Source organism: Gordonia sp. DT219 (assembly GCF_049847065.1).
In the GTDB taxonomy this organism is placed as follows: Bacteria; Actinomycetota; Actinomycetes; order Mycobacteriales; family Mycobacteriaceae; genus Gordonia.
The window spans coordinates 329,789-351,743 of sequence record NZ_JBNCNR010000003.1 but is presented as its reverse complement, the minus strand read 5'-3'; the positions used below and the strand labels follow the sequence as shown (position 1 = coordinate 351,743).

The 21,955-nt window shown below is 67.5% G+C and carries 22 protein-coding genes; 12 read left to right on the top strand and 10 right to left on the bottom strand.

Going from position 1 to position 21,955, the window contains the following annotated elements:
* Positions 1 to 314 precede the first annotated feature (314 nt).
* Positions 315 to 725, top strand: a complete 411-nt coding sequence (locus ACPXB3_RS07285; RefSeq protein ID WP_425704364.1) for a DUF7144 family membrane protein — start codon at positions 315 to 317, stop codon at positions 723 to 725.
* Positions 726 to 783: 58 nt separating this feature from the next.
* The gene (locus ACPXB3_RS07280) at positions 784 to 1,275 is read left to right on the top strand and encodes a DUF1269 domain-containing protein (protein ID WP_425704363.1); all 492 of its coding nucleotides are present in this window, start codon (positions 784 to 786) and stop codon (positions 1,273 to 1,275) included.
* A 91-nt stretch (positions 1,276 to 1,366) separates the two neighbouring features.
* Here the strand turns inward: ACPXB3_RS07280 and ACPXB3_RS07275 are convergent, their stop codons facing one another.
* Positions 1,367 to 1,567, bottom strand: a complete 201-nt coding sequence (locus tag ACPXB3_RS07275) for a hypothetical protein (RefSeq protein ID WP_425704362.1) — start codon at positions 1,565 to 1,567, stop codon at positions 1,367 to 1,369.
* Between the two features lie 132 nt (positions 1,568 to 1,699).
* Between ACPXB3_RS07275 and ACPXB3_RS07270 the strand changes: the two genes are divergently transcribed.
* A complete protein-coding gene (locus ACPXB3_RS07270) occupies positions 1,700 to 4,321 on the top strand; it encodes a LuxR C-terminal-related transcriptional regulator (RefSeq protein ID WP_425704361.1) in 2,622 nt (873 codons plus the stop codon).
* A gap of 36 nt (positions 4,322 to 4,357) precedes the next feature.
* Here ACPXB3_RS07270 and ACPXB3_RS07265 read toward each other — a convergent pair whose 3' ends face one another.
* A complete protein-coding gene (locus ACPXB3_RS07265) occupies positions 4,358 to 5,356 on the bottom strand; it encodes a metallophosphoesterase (protein WP_425704360.1) in 999 nt (332 codons plus the stop codon).
* A gap of 42 nt (positions 5,357 to 5,398) precedes the next feature.
* Entirely contained in the window at positions 5,399 to 7,849 is a 2,451-nt protein-coding gene (locus ACPXB3_RS07260) for a penicillin-binding protein (protein WP_425704359.1), read from the bottom strand.
* Positions 7,850 to 8,156: 307 nt separating this feature from the next.
* Between ACPXB3_RS07260 and ACPXB3_RS07255 the strand changes: the two genes are divergently transcribed.
* A complete protein-coding gene (locus ACPXB3_RS07255; protein WP_425704358.1) occupies positions 8,157 to 8,465 on the top strand; it encodes a WhiB family transcriptional regulator in 309 nt (102 codons plus the stop codon).
* Positions 8,466 to 8,528: 63 nt separating this feature from the next.
* On the opposite strand, the gene ACPXB3_RS07250 is transcribed toward ACPXB3_RS07255, so the two are convergent.
* A complete protein-coding gene (locus ACPXB3_RS07250; RefSeq protein WP_425704357.1) occupies positions 8,529 to 9,623 on the bottom strand; it encodes an ArsA family ATPase in 1,095 nt (364 codons plus the stop codon).
* The gene (locus ACPXB3_RS07245) at positions 9,623 to 10,621 is read right to left on the bottom strand and encodes an ArsA family ATPase (protein WP_425704453.1); all 999 of its coding nucleotides are present in this window, start codon (positions 10,619 to 10,621) and stop codon (positions 9,623 to 9,625) included. Before ACPXB3_RS07245 ends, ACPXB3_RS07250 begins: the two co-directional genes overlap by 1 nt.
* Positions 10,622 to 10,907: 286 nt before the next feature.
* Here ACPXB3_RS07245 and ACPXB3_RS07240 point away from each other — a divergent pair, with 286 nt between their 5' ends.
* The 4 genes from ACPXB3_RS07240 (at position 10,908) to ACPXB3_RS07225 (ending at position 13,233) form a co-directional block, all read left to right on the top strand.
* Positions 10,908 to 11,072, top strand: a complete 165-nt coding sequence (locus tag ACPXB3_RS07240; RefSeq protein WP_425704356.1) for a hypothetical protein — start codon at positions 10,908 to 10,910, stop codon at positions 11,070 to 11,072.
* 6 nt (positions 11,073 to 11,078) lie between these two features.
* Entirely contained in the window at positions 11,079 to 11,555 is a 477-nt protein-coding gene (locus ACPXB3_RS07235) for a RidA family protein (RefSeq protein WP_425727214.1), read from the top strand.
* Entirely contained in the window at positions 11,552 to 12,319 is a 768-nt protein-coding gene (locus ACPXB3_RS07230) for a sulfite exporter TauE/SafE family protein (RefSeq protein ID WP_425704354.1), read from the top strand. Before ACPXB3_RS07235 ends, ACPXB3_RS07230 begins: the two co-directional genes overlap by 4 nt.
* A gap of 62 nt (positions 12,320 to 12,381) precedes the next feature.
* The gene (locus ACPXB3_RS07225; protein WP_425704353.1) at positions 12,382 to 13,233 is read left to right on the top strand and encodes an MBL fold metallo-hydrolase; all 852 of its coding nucleotides are present in this window, start codon (positions 12,382 to 12,384) and stop codon (positions 13,231 to 13,233) included.
* Positions 13,234 to 13,357: 124 nt separating this feature from the next.
* Here the strand turns inward: ACPXB3_RS07225 and ACPXB3_RS07220 are convergent, their stop codons facing one another.
* On the bottom strand, positions 13,358 to 14,032 hold the full coding sequence (locus ACPXB3_RS07220; protein WP_006373149.1) for a Crp/Fnr family transcriptional regulator: 675 nt from the start codon (positions 14,030 to 14,032) through the stop codon (positions 13,358 to 13,360).
* A 132-nt stretch (positions 14,033 to 14,164) separates the two neighbouring features.
* Complete coding sequence (locus ACPXB3_RS07215) at positions 14,165 to 14,377, bottom strand: hypothetical protein (protein WP_425704352.1); 213 nt, start codon at positions 14,375 to 14,377, stop codon at positions 14,165 to 14,167.
* A gap of 239 nt (positions 14,378 to 14,616) precedes the next feature.
* Between ACPXB3_RS07215 and nth the strand changes: the two genes are divergently transcribed.
* The 4 genes from nth to ACPXB3_RS07195 all read left to right on the top strand — a co-directional run bounded on the left by nth (position 14,617) and on the right by ACPXB3_RS07195 (position 18,180).
* Complete coding sequence (gene nth / locus ACPXB3_RS07210) at positions 14,617 to 15,303, top strand: endonuclease III (protein WP_425704452.1); 687 nt, start codon at positions 14,617 to 14,619, stop codon at positions 15,301 to 15,303.
* A complete protein-coding gene (locus ACPXB3_RS07205) occupies positions 15,303 to 16,076 on the top strand; it encodes a TlpA disulfide reductase family protein (protein WP_425704351.1) in 774 nt (257 codons plus the stop codon). Before nth ends, ACPXB3_RS07205 begins: the two co-directional genes overlap by 1 nt.
* An 80-nt stretch (positions 16,077 to 16,156) precedes the next feature.
* A complete protein-coding gene (locus tag ACPXB3_RS07200) occupies positions 16,157 to 16,990 on the top strand; it encodes an NUDIX hydrolase (protein WP_425704451.1) in 834 nt (277 codons plus the stop codon).
* Positions 16,987 to 18,180: a MarP family serine protease gene (locus ACPXB3_RS07195; RefSeq protein ID WP_425704350.1), complete on the top strand. Its 1,194-nt coding sequence runs from the start codon at positions 16,987 to 16,989 to the stop codon at positions 18,178 to 18,180. Before ACPXB3_RS07200 ends, ACPXB3_RS07195 begins: the two co-directional genes overlap by 4 nt.
* Positions 18,181 to 18,188: 8 nt before the next feature.
* Here ACPXB3_RS07195 and ACPXB3_RS07190 read toward each other — a convergent pair whose 3' ends face one another.
* The 3 genes from ACPXB3_RS07190 to acs form a co-directional block, all read right to left on the bottom strand.
* A complete protein-coding gene (locus ACPXB3_RS07190; protein WP_425727212.1) occupies positions 18,189 to 19,118 on the bottom strand; it encodes an alpha/beta fold hydrolase in 930 nt (309 codons plus the stop codon).
* Positions 19,119 to 19,121: 3 nt separating this feature from the next.
* Positions 19,122 to 19,691: a phage holin family protein gene (locus tag ACPXB3_RS07185; protein WP_425727210.1), complete on the bottom strand. Its 570-nt coding sequence runs from the start codon at positions 19,689 to 19,691 to the stop codon at positions 19,122 to 19,124.
* Positions 19,692 to 19,857: 166 nt separating this feature from the next.
* Positions 19,858 to 21,810, bottom strand: coding sequence for an acetate--CoA ligase (acs, locus tag ACPXB3_RS07180; protein WP_425727208.1), 1,953 nt, complete (start codon positions 21,808 to 21,810; stop codon positions 19,858 to 19,860).
* Between the last annotated feature and the right edge of the window lie 145 nt (positions 21,811 to 21,955).

Sequence of the window (21,955 nt, the reverse complement as noted above, 5' to 3'; positions counted from 1 at the left end):
TCTGGGAGCGGCCGCGCGGTGCTGTCGTCACCCGCGGCAGGTGATCCGGTGATCATCACCCACGGTGGGTGATGCGCACGGAGGAACGATTGCGGAGAGTCGATAACGCAGAGAACTGTTGCCACAACCTGTTGGAGGTCGCTGTGCCCACCTCGAGATGTCGGCCAGACAACGAATCATCGACGTCACCGACTCGCCCGACGTCGACTTCAACGTGGTGATGCCGTGACGTTCTGTTCTCGGAGTCACCCATTGACGGCGGTATCGGTTGGCCGCCGGCATCTGTCAACGACCGAACCCTTGATGATCGGAGAATGATGACCACCCACAACCTCCCGGACGAGCATCCGGTACGGAACAGCTTTGCGTTCGGAACCTCCTTTGCCGCTGCGATTCTTCTCTTGACCGCTGCCATACTTGGCTTGCTTCAAGGCATTTCCGCGGTGGCCACCGACAAGTTGTTCGTCGCCGGGCCGCAGTACACCTACCAACTGGATCTCACCGCGTGGGGATGGATCCACATCATCGTGTCGATCATCGGCATCGTGATCGCACTCGGACTGTTCACCGGTGCCGCCTGGGCCCGGGTGCTCGCCATCGTCATCGCGGCGCTGAGCATCATCGTGAACTTTCTGTGGCTGCCGTATTACCCCTGGTGGTCGATCCTCGTGATCGCCTTGGATCTCGTGGTCATCTGGGCCGTCGCCACCTGGCGCACCGCCTGATCGTGCGCCGCCAATTCTGGTCAGAGCCAGGACCTCTCAACGAAAGGACACTCATCTCGTGACCGCAGCGACATTGTCAGTGTGGAAGTTTCCCTCCGAAAGCGGGGCGCAGACAGCGCTCACGACGTTGGAAAGCCTGCAGAAGCAGCAGCTGATCACCGTCCGCGACGGGGCGGTCATCAGTTGGCCGGAGGGAGCGAAGAAGCCGAAGACCACTCAGCTGAACAACGTGACCGGCGCCGGTGCGCTCGGCGGCGCGTTCTGGGGACTGTTGTTCGGTCTGATCTTCTTCGTTCCACTCCTCGGTGCCGCCGTCGGTGCTGGACTCGGTGCGCTCACCGGCTCGTTGACCGACGTCGGGATCGACGACGACTTCATCCGATCGGTGCGCGAAAAGGTGACACCGGGAACCTCGGCGTTGTTCGTGCTCACCTCCGACGCCACGCTCGACCGGGTTCACGAAGAATTCGCGGGGCAGAAACCCGAGCTGCTGTCGACCAACCTCTCGCATGAGGAGGAGGCGAAACTGCGCGAGGTCTTCGCCGACTGATCGCCCCGGCAAACGAGGTGCGAGAAGGGACTGCGATCGTTCGCAGTCCCTTCCTCGTTTTCGGGGAATGACCTTCGCCGACGAACTGTATTCACTCGCCGGCATGCATCTCGACCATTGTCAGGCCGAGATCATTGAGGGTGGCGAGGAATTCGCGCAGCTGGTCATTGTCGCCCAGATCGGCGTGGACGATGGTGTTCGGGCCGTCGACACCGACGTAGTCGGCATTCGTCAACGCGTCGAGAGTGAGACCGGAAAGTCGGCCGCACAGAGTGATTCGATAATCGGACACCGGTACTCGCCTGCCTTTCCTGATATTTCCAGAATCCCCGACCGGTCCCGGGTCGGCGTCACCCGCCGAGGGTGAATGCGTTTTTGGCCGCGAGTTTCCAGAGCGGGGCGAATCCGCACCAGATGTGCCACGATGATCTACGTGCCGACCGGACGTGCCGAATTCATGTCCACCTATGCACCACCGACTGTTCCGGCCTCGGTGGTGGACCGTCCACGCCTCGTCGACGATGCGGCGTGGAGCCGAGAGATCCTGTTGGTGTCGGCTCCGGCGGGCTACGGGAAGACCGTTCTGCTCGCCCAACGCCACCGACTGCTGGTGACCCGTCATCGCCCGGTGGCATGGATGACCCTTGCCGCACATGACGGGGTCGCGATGGGTCTGTGGACGCAGGTGGTCACGGCGCTGTCGACCGGTTATGGATCGGCCGGCCAACCGGAGCTGGCCGAGCGTCTCGGGAAGATACAGGTCGACGCAAGCCTGACGGCGGTCGACGACGTCGTGGAGATGCTCGTCGCGTCGGGGTCCGAATTCACGCTGATGATCGACGACGCCCATGAATTGCGGTCCGGCCCGGAGTCCGAGGCGCTCGTCCGGATGACGGAGTCGGTACCGGGAGCGCAGCTGGTCCTGGCGGGCCGGTGGGATCCGCCGATCCGCTGGAGCCGGCTCGTGATCGCGGGTGCCGCGACACAGCTCCGGGCGGACGCGCTGTCGCTGAACGCGGACGAAGCACGGGAAATGCTGGGACGCAACGAGTTAGATATCGACGACGACGGGCTGAGGGTGCTGCTGACCCGGACCGAGGGCTGGGCGGCGGGGCTACAGCTCGCCACCATCGCTTTGCGGAGTATCGACGACCCGACGAGCTACGGGGAGTACCTCACGTCGTTCGCCGGAGACGCCCGCCCCGTCGCGGACTATCTGGTGGCCGAGATCCTCGCGTGTGTGCCCACCGATGTCCTCGACGTCATGCGGGCGACGGCTGTCGCCGGCCACGTGACCGTCGACCTGGCAGTGCGGCTGGCCGGCCGCGACGACGCGGGACGGGTGCTCGACGAGCTCGTCGCGATGAATCTGCTCATCATGCAAGAGAGTTCGGACCCGCTGACCTACCGATACCATGCCCTGCTGCGCGGCTATCTGCTCGCCGATGGCGCACGCCGCGACCTCAGCGCCCAGCGCCGCCACTTTGTCACCGCGGCCCGGTGGGCCGAAGAGAACCAGCATCCTGAGTCCGCGATCGAGTACCTGGTGCGCGCGCAGGACTGGGAAGGACTCGTCGGTGCGATCACCGACCACGGTCTCGAGGTGGCCTTGCAGGGTAGTGGGCATCTCGTCGACCAGGCGATGGCCAAGTTGCCGGACGATTTCGGTGCCCGACGCGACGTCGTATTGCTGACGGCCGCCCTCGCCGCCGTCGCGGGAAGGGCCCGCACTCTCGACGGCGCGCTCGCGGTCATCGGCGACGACCCGATGCGCGAGTCCACTTCCACACATCGGGTCCTGCACGCGACCGTGCTTCTCATGCGTTCGGTGCTGGGGCATGGTCCCCGGCAGGACATCGACCGCCTCCTCGACGTCGTGGTCGCCTCCCACGAGGTGAGCCTCGCGGTACACACCTACGCGCTCGCCGCCGCCGGAAAGGCCCTGGCGTTCAACGACCATTACGACCGGGCCGATGCGGTGCTGACCCGAGCCCGTGGACTCGCGGAGGCCGGCGGCTACCGGCTGCTCGCCCTCGACTGTCTCTCGCATCTCGTGCTGACGGCGGGCGGCCGTGGAGACTTCGTGCGGCTGCGCGAGTATGCGCGCGCCGCCAGGGAAAGTGCGGCCACGTGCGGATGGACGCGGCTACCCCTGATGGCGGCCACGTACGGCGTCGGCGCGTGGGCCGCGTGGCGCGCAGCCGACGACACCGAACTCGACGTCTACCTGGCCTTGGAACGTCGGATCAGTGGTGATGTTGCGCCCCACGCGGCGCTCGGCCGGGGATTGCTCGCGGCCTACCGTACACATCTCGGTACCGGCGATCACCGCGTGATGCGGGCGGCCACCGCCCGCGTCTGGGACGAATTCGACCTCGATATGGTTGCTCCGCAGGCCTATGTCGTGTTCGTCGTCTCCGAACTCGCCGAGGCCGTGTACGCGTGTGACGCCGAGTGGTTGGCCGAGATCGCCGATCGATCACGACACATCCTCACCGCCGGGGACGTCGAGGTCGTGGCTGCCGCGCACCGGCTCATCAGCGGGGATGCGGCGGGCACCTTGACCATCGTGCAGAATTCGTCGACCTCGCAGGACTACCTGCAGCTGTGGGCCCATCTGCTGGCCGTGGTGGCATTGCAACGGATGAGAAGGACCCCGGCCGCCGTCGAACAGTTGCTCGCCGCACTCGAACTCGGCGAGCGTATCGACGCACGACGTCCTTTTCTCCAGGCGCCCGTCGAGGTGAGCGCGTTGTTGACGTCCATGGGTGGCCGACTGGGGACCTCTGAGGCATTCGCCGCACCGATCGCCGACGCACTGGGACCGGTCGATGATGCCGAGGGCCCCGTCATCCAACAGTTGACGCCCCGCGAGCGGGCGATTCTCCGTGATCTCCCGTCGGATCTGACGGTCGCCGAAATTGCCAGTGCACGAATGGTTTCGGAGAACACGATCCGTACCCAACTCAAGGCCATCTATCGCAAGCTCAACGTCAAGTCCCGGCGTGACGCGGTGCGCCGGGCGCACAAGCTCGGGCTGGTGTGACCCGCGCAAGGGTCTCGGAGCCGACTACCAGCGCACTCAACGAGCCTCGGTGGCCAACTCCGGGAGCGAGTGATCCTCGTCGAACTCGGCGTCACCGTGTGAGACCGGCGTGAGGGTGAGCAGGTTCGCCTCCGGGCGGCAGCAGAATCGGGCAGGGGCGTAGGGCGACGTCCCCAGTCCGGCACTGACGTGCAGCTTCATCGTCGAACCCCAGTTGGAGGGGCCCTTCACGCGAGATCGGTCGAGATGACAGTTGGTGACCAGTGCACCCACGAACGGCAGGCACAACTGTCCGCCGTGGGTGTGTCCGGCCAGCACGAGGTCGTAGCCGTCGTCGGCGAACCGATCGAGTACCCGCGGCTCGGGCGAGTGGGTCAGACCCAGACGCAGCTGCGCCAATGGATTGGGACGGCCGGCGATGGTGTCATACCGATCGCGTTCGATGTGGGGGTCGTCGACGCCGGCGGCCACCACCCGCACTCCGCCGACCTCGAGTTCACGCACGGTGTGGGTTGCGTCGAGCCAGCCGCGTTCGACGAAGGCGGCCCGCAGATCCTGCCAGGGCAGTGGCTCCCCATGCGTCCGCTTGTGTTCGGTCTGGAAGTACGTGAACGGGTTCTTGGGCTTCGGGCCGAAGTAGTCGTTGGATCCGAAGACGAAGATCCCTGGGCGTGAGAGGAGTCCGCCGAGGGATTGGATGACGGCGGGCACGGCACGCGGGTCTGCGAGATTGTCGCCGGTGTTGATCACCAGATCCGGTTCGAGCGCCTCGAGTTCGGATACCCACGCCTGCTTCAGCCGCTGATCGGGCATCATGTGCAGGTCGCTGATGTGCAGCACCCGCAACGGGGTGGCGCCCGGCTCGAGAACCGCCATCGTGGCGTGACGCAACGTGAACGCGTTACGTTCGATCACCGTCGAATAGAGCAGACCGGCCGTGGCCAGCCCCGCGCCGGCGGCCAGTGTCCGTGCAGTCGTCGACGTGGGGAGGTGACCTGCGAGACGCTGGGACAGGGTCGAATCGAGGATGGACATTGCCTCAGAATACCCGTGGACGCCCACCGGCGGTTCCGGCGATCAGCCGGGGAGATCGATCACGACCGGCCCGACGCCGGGGACCTGCACCGTGGTCTGCGTCGGACCGTTGCCCTGACCCTGGTCGTGACGGCCGTTGCTCACATAGATGGTGATGGTGCTGCCGGGCAGCGCCGAGTCCGACGGTGCGGTGAACACCACGGTGCCCTGCGGACGCGGTGAGTCGATCTCGAGCGTGGAGACCTTGAAACCTGCGCCCTGAAGCCGCGAGGTGGCGTCACTGGCCGTCAGGCCGGTGACATTCGGGATTCGGCCACGGCTGTTGCCCGCCACGTATCTCGGATCCTGTGGGGGCAGCGCCGTGGGACCGAACTTGTTGGCGACCGGGAGAACCGCCGAATAGAAGGTGCGGGCGGGTTCCATTCCGCCATAGAGGTTGCCGTCGTAGCAGGAACGCAGCGGGCTGGTGCAGATGCCCTCCGGATTGGGGCCGTCGCTGTAGGAGTACACCGAGCCGGCGATGTTGTTCGTGAAACCGAGGAAGGCTGCCGAACGGTGGGCCTCGGTGGTACCGGTCTTCGCCGAGACCGGCAGATTCCAGCCGGTGGAGCCGGCCGCGGCCGCCGAGGTGCCGCCACCCCGATCGTCGTGACTCATGGCGTTGGCCAACGTGTTGGCCAGACCCTCTTCGACGACACGCTGACACCCCGTCGCATTGAACGGAACGGCGGTCAACACCGGCTTGCCGTCCGGGCCCGGGATGGCGTTGCTGTTCTCGTCGCGTTTGATCGTGCTGATCGACCCGATGGGGTTCGGCGGGCACCAGACCCCGCCGGAAGCCAAGGTGGCGGCCACATTCGACAGTTCCAGCCCGTTGACCGGGAACGGGCCGAGGGTGAACGACCCGAAATTGCCGTCCTTGACGTACTGCGCGATGGACTTGTTGCCGTCACCGGAGGTGCCAGGTGTGTTGTAGGAGCGCAAGCCGAGCCGAACGGCCATGTCGACCGTCGGTTTCACTCCGGTCTGCTGCAGCAGACCCACGAACGCGGTGTTCGGGGATTGCGCGAGCGCCTCGGTGATCGGCAGGGTCGCCGGATAGCGGCCGTCGTTCTTGACGCAATAACTGGTCGCCGGGCAGCCGTTGGAGCCGCCACTGCTGCCCATCCCCTGGACGGCGAGGAAGGGTGGCACCGGGATGGACGAACCGGTGCCGAGGCCCTGTTCCATCGCCGCGGCCGTGGTGAAGATCTTGAACACCGAGCCCGCGCCGTCGCCGACCAGTGAGAACGGCTGTGGCTGTACGGTCTCGTCGGCTCTCTGATCGAGACCGTAGTTGCGGCTCGAGGCCATCGCGAGGACGGGATGGGCGGTGTTGCCGGGCCGGATCGCGCTCATGATGCTGGCGACCCCGTCGGCGTGCGGATCGGCCTGGGTCTGCACCGCATGCTGCACCGAACGCTGCACGTCGGGGTCAAGGGATGTCTTGATGATGTAGCCGCCACGCATCACCGAGTCGCGCGAGACCCCGTTCTCGGCGAGGAACTGCAGCGCGTAATCGCAGAAGAATCCGTTGTTGCCGGCTCCGATGCATCCCTGGGTCGGGATGTTGGGATTCGGGACGATCCCGAGCGGCCGGGCCTTGGCCGCGACCAACTCGTCGCGCCGATTGGGAAAGTTCTGGATCATCGTGTCGAGCACGGTGTTGCGCCGGGTGAGTGCGGCCTCCGGATTGGTGTAGGGGTTGAGCGCGCTGCTCGACTGCACCATGCCGGCCAGCAACGCCGCCTGCTCGACGGCGAGATCCTTGGCGTGCTTGTTGAAATAGACCTGCGACGCGGCCTCGATGCCGTAGGCGTTGTTGCCGAACGGTACGACGTTGAGATACCGCGTGACGATCTGCTTCTTGGCCTCCTGCTTGGCGGCGGCGTCGGAGAAACCTTTGCGCTTGGCCTGTTCGGTCAGCGACTGTTCCATCGTCAGCGCCATCCGGACCTCGCGCAGCTTGCGGGCGGGGGTGGTCTCGGTCGCGGCCTGCCGCTCGGCCTCGGTGCGGGCGAGGACGAGCAGTTGGTAGTTCTTGATGTACTGCTGATCCAGCGTCGATGCGCCCTGCTGGACCTCGCCGGACGACGAGTTCTTGAGGGCCGCGCGGATGGTGCCCTTCCAGTCGACGCCGTCGTGCTCGAGGAAGCGTCGGTCCTCGATCGAGATGATCGCGGCGATCATGTCGGGGGAGATGTCGTTGTAGCCGACCTGATAGCGGTACTGATCGAACAGCAGCGCGATCGGATTGCCGTCCGCGTCGGTCATCGTCGAGACCTGCGGCAGGGTTCCGTTCAGCAACTCGGAGGAGACGTTCTCGACCGTCGAGGCCGCGCGGTTGGATGCGAGTCCCACTCCGCTGGCCACCGGATAGAGGAGTCCGGCGACGAGAACGCCGGCCAACACACAGGCGGCAGCAAGCGGCCCAAGCTTCTTCGAGATCGGCACCCCGACAGGATACGTGTGATTTCCTCGACAACCCCGCACCCCGCCCTTGCGGCGGCGGACACGAGTCGGCGGACGGTGCCACCAGGCACTTTGTGAAAAGTCTGCACGGTTGTGCCAGTTTTTCGCGCTCAGCACTTGCCTTCGCATGCACAGATCCCTAGATTGAGGGCAGAATGTGACTCACCTAACAGCAGTTCAGCAGAGTGCCGGAGTTATCACGCTTGTACCGGTGGCGGGCTGGGTAGGCGGGTTGCAGTCGAGGCGGTGACGCGGTCACCGCGGACCACGACAGACAGGGGCGAAAGCGATGGCGACAGCGGCAGTATCGGTAGATGAGGCGCGGTTGACCTGGGTGTCGCAGGCCAGGTGCCGTGGCGAGAACCCCGATGACCTGTTCGTGCGGGGCGCCGCGCAGCGCAAGGCGGCGACCATTTGCCGTCATTGCCCGGTGCAGCTGCAGTGCGGCGCCGACGCGCTCGACAACCGGGTGGAATTCGGGGTCTGGGGCGGGATGACCGAACGTCAACGCCGGGCGCTGCTGCGGCAGCATCCCGAAGTCACTTCGTGGTCATCGTTTTTCGAGGCCCAGCGCCGTCGGCAGCGCGCTGCGGGCTGAGCGGAGCGTGGGGCCCACATCACCGGCCGGGAGTCCCTGGCCGGTGATGTCGTGTGTTGCGGCCTAGCCGCGTCCGGTGATCTGTTCGGCCACCGCGCGCAGGGCGGTACGGTCGGCCACTTCGAACGGCAGGGACGGGACGCCGACGATGGGCACCCGCGGATGCGCGGAGGTGAACCGGCCCAGCAGATGCACCTCGCGTTTGGCTGTCGCCGCCCGCTCGGCGTGTACCAGCAGCACACCGCGTGTGAGGTCGTCGTCGGTCTTGTCCAGCGCCACCCGCGCGGCCTCCTCGGAGATCCCCGCGAGGTTGGGGTGCGTGCGATTGAGGATCAGCCCGGCCAGCGGCATCGATTCGGTGGAGAGCCGGTCGACGAAGAACGCGGCCTCGCGCAGCGCATCCGGCTCGGCGGCCGCGACCACCGCGAACAGCGTGCCGGGCTGTTTGAGGAGTTCGTAGGTCTTGAGGGCGCGATCCTGGAAACCGCCGAACATCGAGTCCAGGGATTGTACGAAGGTCGCGACATCGCGCAGCATGTCGCCGCCGATGATCGTGGAGACGCCACGCATCGCCAGGCTCATCGCGCCGGTCACCATCCGGCCCACCCCGCGGCCGCCGCCGACGAGCACCTTCATCAGCCGTCCGGACAGGAACGAGCCGAGGCGTTGAGGTGCGTCGAGGAAGTCCAGTGCGTTGCGCGACGGCGGGGTGTCGACGACGATCAGGTCCCAGCGGTTGGTCTCCAGCAATTTGCCGAGTTTTTCCATCGCCATGTATTCCTGTGTGCCGGAGAAGGATTCGGCGATTGTCTGGTAGAAGGAATTCTCCATGACGGAGGCGGCCCGCTCGGGCGTCGAATACTCCAGCACCATCTCGTCAAAGGTGCGGCGCATGTCGAGCATCATCGCGTCGAGCGATCCGCTGCCCTCGATCTCGACCGGCTGCGGATCGTTGGTCAGCTCACTCATGCCCAGTGACTGCGCCAGTCGCTTCGCCGGATCGATGGTGAGTACCGCGACGGTGCGGCCGTGCTCGGCGGCATGCAGCGCCATCGCCGCGGCCGTCGTCGTCTTGCCGACGCCACCGGAACCGCAACAGATGACCACCCGCGTCTGCGGGTCGGCCAGCACCGAGCCCATCTTGAGGTCGAGAGGCATCACACGCCCGCTTTCTGCAGCAGATCGGCGAGTTCGTAGAGACCGCCCAGATCGATCCCCTCGCCGAGAGTGGGCAATTCGAGTGTCGGCACCTCGACCTCGTCGAGTTGGGCTTTGGCCACCTGCTGCGCCTGCAGCCGCGAAGCGTGCTCGATGGTCTCGGTGAGCAGGCCGGCGAATTCGGACTCGCTCGCCTCGATCCCCGCATCGGCCAGGCCGGCCGCCACCCGCTGTGCGTCGACGTCGCCCTCGGCGATGCGATCGATCTGATCGGCCGGCAGATGTAGCGGATTCACCCGGTTGATGACGAGACTGCCGACGCGCAGGTTCTTGCCGCGCAACTCCTCGACCGCCTCGATGGTCTCGGTGATCGGCATCGCCTCGAGCAAGGTGACGAGGTGGATCGTGGTCTCCTCCGAATGCAGCAGCCGGGCCACTCCCTCGCTCTGATTGCGGATCGGACCGGTCTTGGCGAGATCGGCCATGGCCTTGGTGACGTCGAGGAAACTGCCGATACGGCCGGTCGGTGGCGAGTCGACGACGACGGCGTCGTAGCGCCGCACGCCCTTCTTGTCGGTCGCGATGATGCGTTCCTTGATCTTTCCGGTGATCAGCACATCGCGCAGGCCCGGGGCGACGGTCGTGACGAAGTCGATGGCGCCGATGCGCTTCATCGCGCGCCCCGCGAATCCGAGGTTGTAGAACATGTCGAGGTATTCCAGCAGCGCGTGTTCGATGTCCATCGCCAGCGCCGACACCTCGCCGCCGCCCTCGGCGGTCGCGACGCGGGTGTCGGTCGGCGGTAACGGGGGCCGGTCGAAGAGTTGGGCGATGCCCTGACGCCCTTCACATTCGACCAGCAGTACCCGCTTGCCCGAGGCCGCCAGGGCCAGCGACAGTGCGGCGGCGACGGTCGTCTTGCCGGTGCCGCCCTTGCCGGAGACGAAGTGCAGCCGCGCCTTGGCGGCCGCGTCCGGCCAGACGTCGGGTGCGGTCACCGCCTCGGTGTCATCGAGGGCGGCGCGCGCCGCAGGGTCATCGAGGAGGGCTCGCGCCGCGGGGTCATCGAGGGCGGCTCGCGCCGCCGTCGAATCCGCGTCGCGCGCTGCGGATCCGTCTGGTCCGGTTCGGCTCTGCCGGTCACCGGGCGTCTTCTCGCCCGCGGGCGTGTCGTGCACCACCGGTTCACCATATCGACTGACCCCATCGGTGGGGTCGGACCGGATAGGACTTCTCCCGATTCCCTCCTGGGGCCCGGTCGGTGCGATGGCTTAGGCTTGGCCCATGAGTGAAGCCACCGCCTGGGAGTATGTGACGGTTCCGTTGTTGACCCACGCCACCAAACAGATCCTCGACCAGTGGGGTGCCGACGGTTGGGAGCTGGTGAGTGTGCTGCCCGGACCCACCGGCGAACAGCACGTCGCCTACCTGAAGCGACCGAAGGGCTGATCGACAGTGACCACCTGGACCCAACGGCTCGCCGGACTCGGCGTCGAACTTCCGCCGGCGCCCACACCAGTGGCCAACTATGCGCCGGCCGTGCGCTCGGGGAACCTGGTGTACACCTCGGGGCAACTGCCCTTCGTCGCGGGCGTATTGCAGGTCCATGGCAAGGTCGCACCTGGTGCCGAGGGCGTCGTGAAGCCTGAGCAGGCCACCGCGGCGGCACGGCAATGCACGCTCAACGCGCTGGCGGCCATTCACGGTCTCGTCGGGCTGGATTCGATAGTGCGCGTGGTGAAGGTGACCGGATTCGTCGCGTCGGCACCCGGCTTCACCGGACAGCCCGGTGTGCTCAACGGCGCCTCGGATCTGCTCGGTGAGGTCTTCGGCGAGGCGGGGGTGCACGCCCGCTCCGCGGTCGGCGTCGCCGAACTCCCGATGGGCGCCCCGGTAGAGGTCGAGGTCATCGTCGAGGTCGCCGATCGGTGAACGCCGGGGTCGTCGCGGCGCTCTTTGCCGCGGCGGCGGCCGCGGGCTGGGTCGACGCCGTCGTCGGCGGTGGGGGACTGATCCTCATCCCGGCATTGCTGATCGGGCAGCCCGGCATCCTGCCCGCCTCGGCGCTGGCCACCAACAAGGTCGCCGCCGTGGTGGGGACAGCATCGGCGGCGTGGCGTTACTCCCGTTCGGTGCCCTTGCCGTGGCGTCGGCTGGTGCCGGTATTCGCTTGCGCCATGGCGTTTTCCGGCGCGGGGGCATTCGTCGCGAGCCGATTGCCCACCGAGGTCTTCACGCCGATCGTGCTGGCCATGCTGGTGGCCGTCGGGCTCTTCGTGGCGCTGAGACCCGGATTCGGATCCGGTGCGGCGCAACCACGATCACGGGCGTCGATGCTGTGTGGACTCGGGATCGCCGGCGTCGTGGTCGCCTTCTACGACGGGGTGATGGGTCCGGGCACCGGCACCTTCCTCATCATCACGCTGACCGCCCTCGTGGGCACCGACTTCCTGACGAGTTCGGCGATGGCCAAGGTGATCAACACCGGCACCAATCTCGGTGCGCTGGTGGTCTTCGCCGCGCAAGGGCACGTGCTCTGGCCACTCGCGCTGATGCTGGCGCTCGGTAACGTCATCGGCGCGCAGATCGGTGCGCACATGGCACTGGGCCGTGGCAGCGCCTTCGTGCGGTGGGTGTTGCTGGTGGTCGTCGTCGTGATGGTGGCGAAACTGTCATATGACCTGATCACTGCGTGAGCGACTCGGTCACCGGGTGAGCCTGATCACGGGCCGATCGGCCCCGGGATTACCCTGGCCTCATGACGGACCCCGCCGACGACACCCCCGATACCGCAACCGGTTCGGAGCCCGGCCCGAGCCATCCGGCCTATGGACAGTTGCGTGCGGTGACCCCGTTCGCGTCGGTGTTGCTGTGCGACAACCCGGGGGTGATGGAACTCGACGGCACCAATACCTGGATTCTGCGTGCCCCCGGCAGCGCCGAGTGCGTCGTCGTCGACCCGGGACCGCCACGGCACAAGAAGCACGTGAAAAGGGTTGCGCGCCAACCCGGTATCGTGCTGACCCTGATCACGCACCGGCACTTCGATCACACCGGGGCCATCGACGCGCTGGCCAAGCGGACCGGCGCGCCGACGCGGGCCCGGTTGTCCGCACACTGCCGGGACGCCGAGCCGCTGCGCGATCGTGAGGTCATCGAGGTCGCCGGGCTGAGCATCACCGTGCTGTTCACCCCTGGACACAGCGGCGATTCGGTCAGCTTCCTCGTCGACCACGATGGGCAGCGCGCCATGCTGACCGGCGACACCATCCTCGGCCGCGGCACCACCGTCATCGACCCGTCCGACGGCAGCCTGCGCGACTACCTGGGCTCACTCAACCGGCTGATCGTCGACGGCGCCGACGCGATGCTGCTGCCCGCGCACGGTCCCGATCATCCGGTGCTCGAGCCCGTTGCGCGCTACTACAAGGCGCACCGCGAGGAGCGCATCGACCAGATCCAGGCGGCCCTCGACGAGATGGGTGTGTCGGCAAAGCAGGCCAAGCCGATGAAGGTTGTCAAACGGGTCTACGCCGACGTCGACAAGAAGCTGTGGCCGGCCGCGCGGATGTCGGTCAAGGCGCAGTTGGAGTACCTGCGGCAGCTCTAGCCCGGAATACGTGGGGACGCAAAAAGTGGGGGAAGAATGTTTCTTCCCCCACTTCTCGGTTCGCTCCCCAGAAACTTCCGGGGAACGAACCCAAAACCCACGGACGAACTTCGACGACGAGGCGTCAGCGCGCGCGGCGGGCCAGTCGCTCGGAATCGGCGATCAGCACGCTCTTGCCCTCCAGGCGCAGCCAGCCGCGCTGGGCGAAGTCGGCCAGCGCCTTGTTCACGGTCTCGCGCGAGGCGCCGACGAGCTGGGCGATCTCCTCCTGCGTGAGGTCGTGGGTGACGCGCAGCGAGCCGCCTTCCTGCGTGCCGAACCGCTGGGCCAGCTGCAACAGCTGCTTGGCCACGCGACCGGGCACGTCGGTGAAGATCAGGTCGGCCAGGTTGTTGTTGGTGCGACGCAGGCGGCGGGCCAGTACGCGCAGGAGCTGCTCGGCGATCTCCGGGCGGTCCTTGATCCAGGCGCGCAGCGCGTCACGGTCCATCGACACCGCGCGGACCTCGGTCACCGTCGTCGCCGAGCTGGTCCGTGGCCCCGGGTCGAAGATGGACAGCTCGCCGAACATGTCCGACGGACCCATGATCGTCAGCAGGTTCTCCCGACCGTCGGGTGAGCGACGGCCGACCTTCACCTTGCCCGACAGGATGATGTACAGCCGGTCGCCGGGTTCGCCTTCGTGGAAGATGACATGTCCGCGCGGAAAGTCGACGGGCTGAAGCTGCTTGGTCAGTGCCGCGACGGCAGAGGGCTCGACGCCCTGAAATATGCCTGCCCGCGCCAGTACTTCCTCCACCAAGGAGTCCCTTCTCACTCAAAAACCAGTGGCGCGCCGGTTCGGCACACCCTGTGCAACGCTACTCTCGCACTCAGCATAAGTGTTGAATGGGTCACGGGCTCCGCAAAGCGTGGAGTGTCTTCGCCTCGGTCAGCCGGCCCGGCGGTTGCGCAACTCGTCCAACGCGGCGGGCATGCCCTCGCGCGCCAGCGTGTCGACGTGCTGCTGGTCGGCGGACTGGAGGAATTCCTCGACGTTGTCGCGGTTGACGGTAACCCGATCGGTCCAGGACTGGACCTTCTCCATACCGAGGGCGAAGAGCATCAGCACAGCTGGGAACAGCAGCACGGCGAGTCCTTGCATGGCCACCAGTAAACACAATGGGGGACCCGACTTCCCAACCGGAACGGCCGCGGTGACCCACTTGTGACCAAAGCGGGCGGGCCGTCGACTTCGGCCGTGCGGCGCGGATACGGGCGGCGCATCGCTAACCTGGTCGGGTGAGCGTGCGCAAGACAGCGGTGTCGGCCCAGAACGGGGCCCCGGTGGTGGTGCCGGCGAAGACCGAAACCCACCTCGGACTCGTCCGTCGCGCACGCCGGATGAACCGGACGCTCGAGGTTGCCTTTCCGCACGTCTACTGCGAACTCGACTTCACCACGCCGCTCGAACTGTCGGTGGCCACCATCTTGTCCGCACAATGCACCGATGTACGGGTCAACCAGGTGAGCCCGGCGGTGTTCGCGCGGTACCGCACCGCGCTGGATTACGCGCAGGCCGACCGGACCGAACTCGAGGAGTTGATCCGGACCACCGGCTTCTACCGGAACAAGACGAGCTCCATCATCGGGCTCGGCCAGGCACTCGTCGAACGATTCGACGGCGAGGTACCGCACACCCTCAAAGAGTTGGTCTCCCTCCCCGGATTCGGCCGCAAGACTGCAAATGTGGTGCTGGGCAACGCTTTCGGCGTGCCGGGCATCACCGTCGACACCCATTTCGGCCGCCTCGTGCGGCGGTGGGAATGGACGGCCGAAACCGATCCGGTGAAGGTCGAACATGCGGTCGGTGAACTGATCGAACGCAAAGAGTGGACCGACCTGTCACACCGCGTCATCTTCCACGGCCGCCGGGTCTGCCATTCCCGCAAACCGGCATGCGGGGTGTGCATCCTGGCCAGGGACTGTCCCGCGGTCGGTACCGGACCGATGGACAAGGCGGCCGCCGCCGCACTCGTCAAGGGCCCCGAGACCGACCATCTGCTCGCGTTGGCGGGGATCACCGCGTGATGCCCACCGATCACGGCACCGCCGAATCCGGCGAGGTGGATGACGATCACAACCCCGAACCAGGCGAGCCGTCGCCTCGCCCGTCGCGCCGACGTGGTTCGCGTTTTCCGCCGGCCGCGCGCTGGACGCTGGTGTTCTTCGTCGTCGTCATCGCCCTGGTCGTCGCGATCTGGCCGCGTGGCGACTCGACGACCGGCGGGGCAGCCGAACAGGTCCGGCCGTCGGGGGCGTTGTCGGCGACCGACGCGCAGGTCGACGACGCGCAACTGAGCCAGGCGCGCCGGGACGCGGCGATCGACCGGTGCCCGCAGGTCGGCGGCGCGACCCCGGGCCCGGCCGCGGTGCTTGCCGGGGTGAGTGCGCCCTGTCTCGCGACGGGAGCCCCCTACGACGTGGGCGCCGGGACCGCAGGCAAGCCCCTGGTGATCAACATGTGGGCGGTGTGGTGTCAGCCGTGCCGCAACGAGCTGCCGGTTCTCGCCGAGTACGCGCAGCGGGCCGGGCCGGCCGTCACGGTGCTGACCGTCCACGCGCGTGAGGGTGCGGGCAATCCCTATCTGGTGCTGCGGTTCCTGTCTGAGCTGGGCGTGCATCTGCCGGTGGTGCTCGACACCGACGGGCAGGTGGCGGCGGCGTTGAAGGCGCCGCGGGTGTTCCCGTCGACGATCATCGTGCGGGCCGACGGGAGTGTCGCGAAGGTGGCGCCGATGGTGTTCGATGATCCGCAACAGATCGCCGACCAGGTGCGCGCGGCGACGGGGGTCGCCACGTGAGCGTCCGCGACTCCGATGGGTCGCCGACCACCGAACCGCACGTCGGGCCGTTGCTCGCCCGCGAGCAGATCCCGCCGTGGATGCGTCGACTCACCGACAACGTCGCAGCGGTCAGCGACATCGTCGCCAACCGCGGCGGCGACCGGACGCGCTGGATGGCCATGCTCAACCGGGACCGCCGGGCGGCGGCGGTGCTGATACTCGTGTCTGGCTCATGGGACCCCGACCCGGACTACCCGGGCGGGTTGCCCGCCGACGCCGAGGTGCTGCTCACCGAACGCGCATCGACGCTGCGTCAGCACAGCGGGCAGGTCGCCTTCCCCGGCGGCGGCTTCGACCCCGGCGACGACTATCCGGTCGGCACCGCATTGCGCGAGGCGGACGAGGAGACCGGACTCGCCGCGAACGGTGTCGACGTCGTCGCGGCCCTGCCCAGCTTCCCCGTCCCGCCGTCCGGATTCGACGTGGTGCCGGTGATCGCGCATTGGCGCGAACCCGGCCCGGTGCGGGTAGTCGACGAGGGGGAGACGGCACGGGTCGCTCGCGTCAACATGCGTGAACTGCTCGCCCCGCAGAACCGGTTCCAGGTGCGGCGTTCGGTGCTCGGTGCGCGCGCCTACCAGGGCCCGGCATTTTTTGTCGACGGCTTGCTGGTGTGGGGTTTCACCGGCGGACTGATCTCGGCGATCAGTGCGGCATCCGGGTGGGATGTGCCGTGGGACACCGACGACGTGCGGCCCCTCGACGAGATGATCCGGCGGGCAGGCAGCCCGCAGGAGTCCGGCTTGGCGGCCCCCGATCCCGCTCAGGCCACCCTCGACGACAGACCGCTCGATGAGCGGCCGGCCGACGCGAGACCGCCCGGCGAGCGACCCGGCGGCCGGACCGGTGCCGACGGGCCGGAGACGCGGTGAGCGGCTCGGCGTGGGTCGACCTCGTGGTCGTCGTGGTCACCGTGATCGCGGCGATCAGTGGCTTCCGGCAGGGTGCGGTGGCCTCCGCGCTGGCGGTACTCGGCGTTCTGCTCGGCGCGTTTGCCGGGATTCTTCTTGTGCCACATGTCATCTCGCACATCGATGATTCGTCGATGCAGCTCGTCGCGGCCGTCGGGGTGCTGATCGGGCTGGTCGTGGTCGGTGAGATCGCGGGCATGATCCTGGGGCATGCCGCGCGTGGCGGCATCCGCTCGCCGGAGCTGCGCGCGGTCGACAGTGGCGTAGGACTGGTCCTGCAGGCCGTGGCCGCGCTGATCGCGATGTGGCTGGTCGGCACGCTGCTGGCCAATTCCCACTCGCCGGCGCTGACCAAGGCGATCGACGATTCCACGGTGCTCGGTGCCGTCGACGGCGCCGCGCCGAACTGGCTGGCCGCCAAGCCGGCCGACGAATTCCGGCGTCTGCTCGAGCATTCCCGACTCGACGGTGTCATCCCGAGCACCACCCCTGGTCCGGTCGCGCCCCCGGATCCGGCGCTGCTGAATCTGCCGGTGGTGTCCCAGACGCGGCCCAGCGTGGTCAAGATCGAGGGCGAGGCCCGCCGATGCCAGCAGGCGCTCGAGGGCAGCGGATTCGTCGTCGGGCCGGATCTGATCATGACCAACGCCCACGTCGTGGCCGGTACCTCGCGGCTGCAGGCAGAGCAGTCCGACGGCACCCCCTACGACGCCGACGTCGTGCTCTTCGACAGTGTTAACGACATCGCCATCTTGCGGGTCGACGGCATGGCCGCGACGCCGCTGCGATTCGCCCCGCATGCCGCGACGACCGGCGCCGACGCCATCGTCCTCGGCTACCCGCAGGCCGGACCGTTCCGGGCGACCGCCGTGCGGGTGCGCGACATGAGAGAGCTGCCGACCGCCAACATCTATCGCGACCAGCAGGTCACCCGCGAGGTGTACACCGTGCGTGGCATCATCCGGCAGGGCAATTCGGGTGGGCCGATGATCAATTCGGCCGGCGAGGTTCTCGGAGTGGTGTTCGCGACGTCGGAGAACGCCGCCGACGAGACCGGCTATGTGCTGACCGCGTCGCTCGTCCAACAGGATCTGACCCGCGCGCAGGGCCGCTACGCGCCCGTGTCGACGGGGGCGTGCGTCCGGGAGTGACCGGCCGCTCAGGTCTTCAACAGCTCCAGGAGTGCTGCGTTGACCGCGTCGGGCTGCTCCTGATGCACGAAGTGACCGCTGCCCTCGATCGTGCGGACATCGAGCGCCTCGGCCCATTGGCTGCTCGCGCGCACCGCGTGGTCGGTGATGAACGGATCGTCGGCGCCGCGCACGGCCAGCGCAGGGATGTGCAGGCGGCGATGCATCAGACGCATGAACCGGAAGCCGTCGGGCCGGAACTGGGACCGGAACGCCCACCGCTGATACTCCAGGCTCGAGTGAGCCACATAAGGGATCTGCATCGCCGAGCGATTGAGCCGGATGGTCTCGGCATAGTCACCGGTGGCGCGCCACGACGCGCCGCCGCGATGGTCGAAGTATCGGGCTATGAAGGCGGCGTCGCGGCGGGTCAGCCGTGATTCCGCATACCGCGGGAGCTGATTCTCCAGAAAGTTCGGCAGGAACGCCGCGCGCTGGTGCCGGCGCACCAGCACGTCATGGCGCAGCGCCCGCGGATGGGGTGAGGCGAGCACCGCGATCCGTGACACCGCACGCGGATGCAGGGTTGCCGTCGCCCAGCAGACCAGGCCGCCGTCGGCATGTCCGACGAGGGTGGCCTCGGTGTATCCGAGTGCCCGGATCAGCGCGTTGGTATCGCCGGCGAGGGTCCAACCGTCGTAGCCGCGGGGCGGTTTGTCGGTGTCACCATAACCGCGCAGATCGACGGCGACCGCGCGGTGGCCGGCCTCGGTGAGTGCGGCGAGCTGGTGTCGCCAGCTCCACCAGAATTCACCGAAGCCGTGCAGCAACAGCACCAGCGGCCGGTCCGCGACCGGCTCGTCGACCTCGACGGCATGAAAGCGCAAGCCGTTCGCCCGCACGTCGAGGTGGCGCCAGACGCCGGGTAGCCGGACACTCGACGGGTCGGGTGCGGCCACCGCTCAGCCTTCGCGGGCGGGCGGGATCTGCGGATGGTCCTCGGTGGTCACCGCGAGCGCGGGGTCGGGTGCCGCCGTCTTGGACCGGTCCGACGGCCGTCCGCTCTTGGCCGGCGGGTTGCTCTTGGGCAGTACCGTCGGGATCTCCTTGACGGTCTCGATCGTCTTCTTCGGCCCGCGGACCTTCTTGAAGAAGAGGTAGCCGGCGAACGCCACGCCGACGGTGATGATCACGAGCAGTCCGAACACGATGAGGAAGGCCGCCCATCGGGGCAGCCACTCGCTGAGCAGCTCGGCGAGAAAGAAGAAGAAGAAGAAACTCGCATAGAGTGCGGTCACCCCGGCCACCACCAGGGCGCCGGTGCCCGCGCCGGCCTTTTTGGCCTCGGTGATCAGCTCGGACTTGGCCAGCGCGACCTCGGAACGGACGAGCGTCGACACGCTCGCGGTCGCATCCTTGACCAGGTTGCCGATGCTCGGTTCGCCCTTGGGGCCGAGGTCGGCATCGGACAGGGGGATCGAGGGGACCGGACGTTCTCCGGGTGCAGACCGGCCGTTCTCGTTTCGGCTCACAGCATCCTCCGTATCTGGGGTGTGGGGCTTATGTTGCCATGCGGGCCCGCCGGCGGTGCCGTGCGACCTCACCGAACGCCGCACACGGATGCGCCACCGGGTGGGGGGTACCCGGTGGCGCACCGTCGACCCGCGTGCCACCGGAGTGGCCCACGGGAAGCTGGGGTCAGGCCTTGCGCCTGCGGATGGATTCGAAGACCGAGGGGTCGACGAGGGTGGAGGTGTCGCCGAGTTCGCGTCCCTCGGCGACGTCTTTGAGCAGGCGGCGCATGATCTTGCCCGAGCGGGTCTTCGGGAGTTCGGGGACGACGTTGATCTCGCGGGGTTTGGCGATCGGGGAGATCTCGGTGGCCACCTGGTCGCGCAACTCCTTGATGAGCTGGTCGCCGCTGTCGGCGACGCCTTCGCGCAGGATGACGAAGGCGACGATGCCCTGGCCGGTGGTGGCGTCGGCGGCGCCGATGACCGCGGCCTCGGCGACCCCGGAGTGGCCGACGAGTGCGGACTCGACCTCGGCGGTGGAGATGCGGTGACCGGAGACGTTCATGACGTCGTCGACGCGGCCGAGCACCCACAGGGCGCCGTCGGCGTCGTAGCGGGCGCCGTCACCGGCGAAGTACCAGCCCGCTTCGGCGAAGCGGGACCAGTAGGTCTCGCGGAAGCGGTCCTCGTCGCCCCAGATGCCGCGCAGCATCGCCGGCCATGGCTGGTCGAGGACGAGGAAGCCCTGCTCGCCCGCGCCGACCGGCTTGGCGTCGTCGCCGACGATATTCGCGGAGATGCCGGGCAGCGGGGTCATCGCCGAGCCGGGTTTGCTGGCGGTGACGCCCGGCAGCGGGGAGATCATGATGGCGCCGGTCTCGGTCTGCCACCAGGTGTCGACGATGGGTGTCTGCCCGGCGCCGATGACCTCGCGGTACCACTTCCAGGCCTCGGGATTGATCGGTTCGCCGACCGAGCCGAGCAGCCGCAGGGAACTGAGGTCGTGGGCGTCGGGGATCTCGCGGCCCCATTTCATGAAGGTGCGGATCAGCGTCGGGGCGATGTAATAGGTTGTGACGCCGTATTTTTCGATGATCTCGAAGTGTCGGTGTTCGTTGGGGGAGTTGGGGGTGCCCTCGTAGACGACCTCGGTCGCGCCGTTGGACAGCGGTCCGTAGACCAGATAGGAGTGTCCGGTCACCCAGCCGATGTCGGCGCCGCACCAGAAGACGTCGCGGCCTTCCTTGTGGTCGAAGACGTAATGGAAGGTGTAGGACGTCTGGGTGAGGTAGCCACCCGAGGTGTGCACGATGCCCTTGGGTTTGCCGGTGGTGCCCGAGGTGTAGAGCAGAAACAGCGGGTGTTCGGAGTCGAAGGCCTCGGGGGTGTGTTCGGGGGATTGTTCGGCGACGGTGTCGTCCCACCACACGTCGCGGCCGGACACCCAGTTGAGGTCGGGGTCGTGGTTGGTGCGGCGTACGACGAGGACCTTCTCGACCGAGGGTGCGGCGTCGGCGCCGGTGCCCAGCGCGTCGTCGACCGCAGTCTTGAGCGGGGTGGGTTGGCCGCGGCGGTACTGGCCGTCGGTGGTGATGACGAGTTTGGCCTGCGCATCGTCCACACGTGAGCGCAGCGCGCCGGCGGAGAAGCCGGCGAAGACGACCGAATGGGTCAGGCCCAGGCGGGCGCAGGCGAGCATGGAGATCAGCGCCTCGGGCACCATCGGCATGTAGATGGCCACCCGGTCGCCGGCCTGCAAGCCGATCGCGGTGAAGTAGTTGGCGGCCCTGCTGACCTCGTCCTTGAGCTGGGCGTAGGTGATGTCGCGCGAATCGCCGGGCTCACCGATCCAGTGGATCGCAACGCGCGCGCCCTTGCCTGCGGCGACGTGGCGGTCGACGCAGTTGACCGCCACGTTGAGCTTGCCGCCGACGAACCACTTGGCGAACGGGGCATCCGACCAGTCGAGGACCTCGCCGAAGTCGGTGTCCCAGTCCAGGCGGCGGGCCTGGGTCGCCCAGAACTCGAGCCGATCGGCCTGCGCCTGACCGTAGAGTTCGGCGGTGCCGTTGGCCTGTGCCGTGAACTCCGCCGACGGGGGATAACCGGGAACGGTTTCGGATGCGGATGTGGTCATCTGGGTTGGCCTTTCGCTGATCGGCAACGTCTTCGCGCAGGGACAGCCGGGCGTGCGCCGGCTGCCACCAGGTCCTCATTGTGAGGGTAGTCACGTTGGATGTTGGTTGCAGGCGCGGGTCGCCGATCGCGCCGTGTCGGAGTTG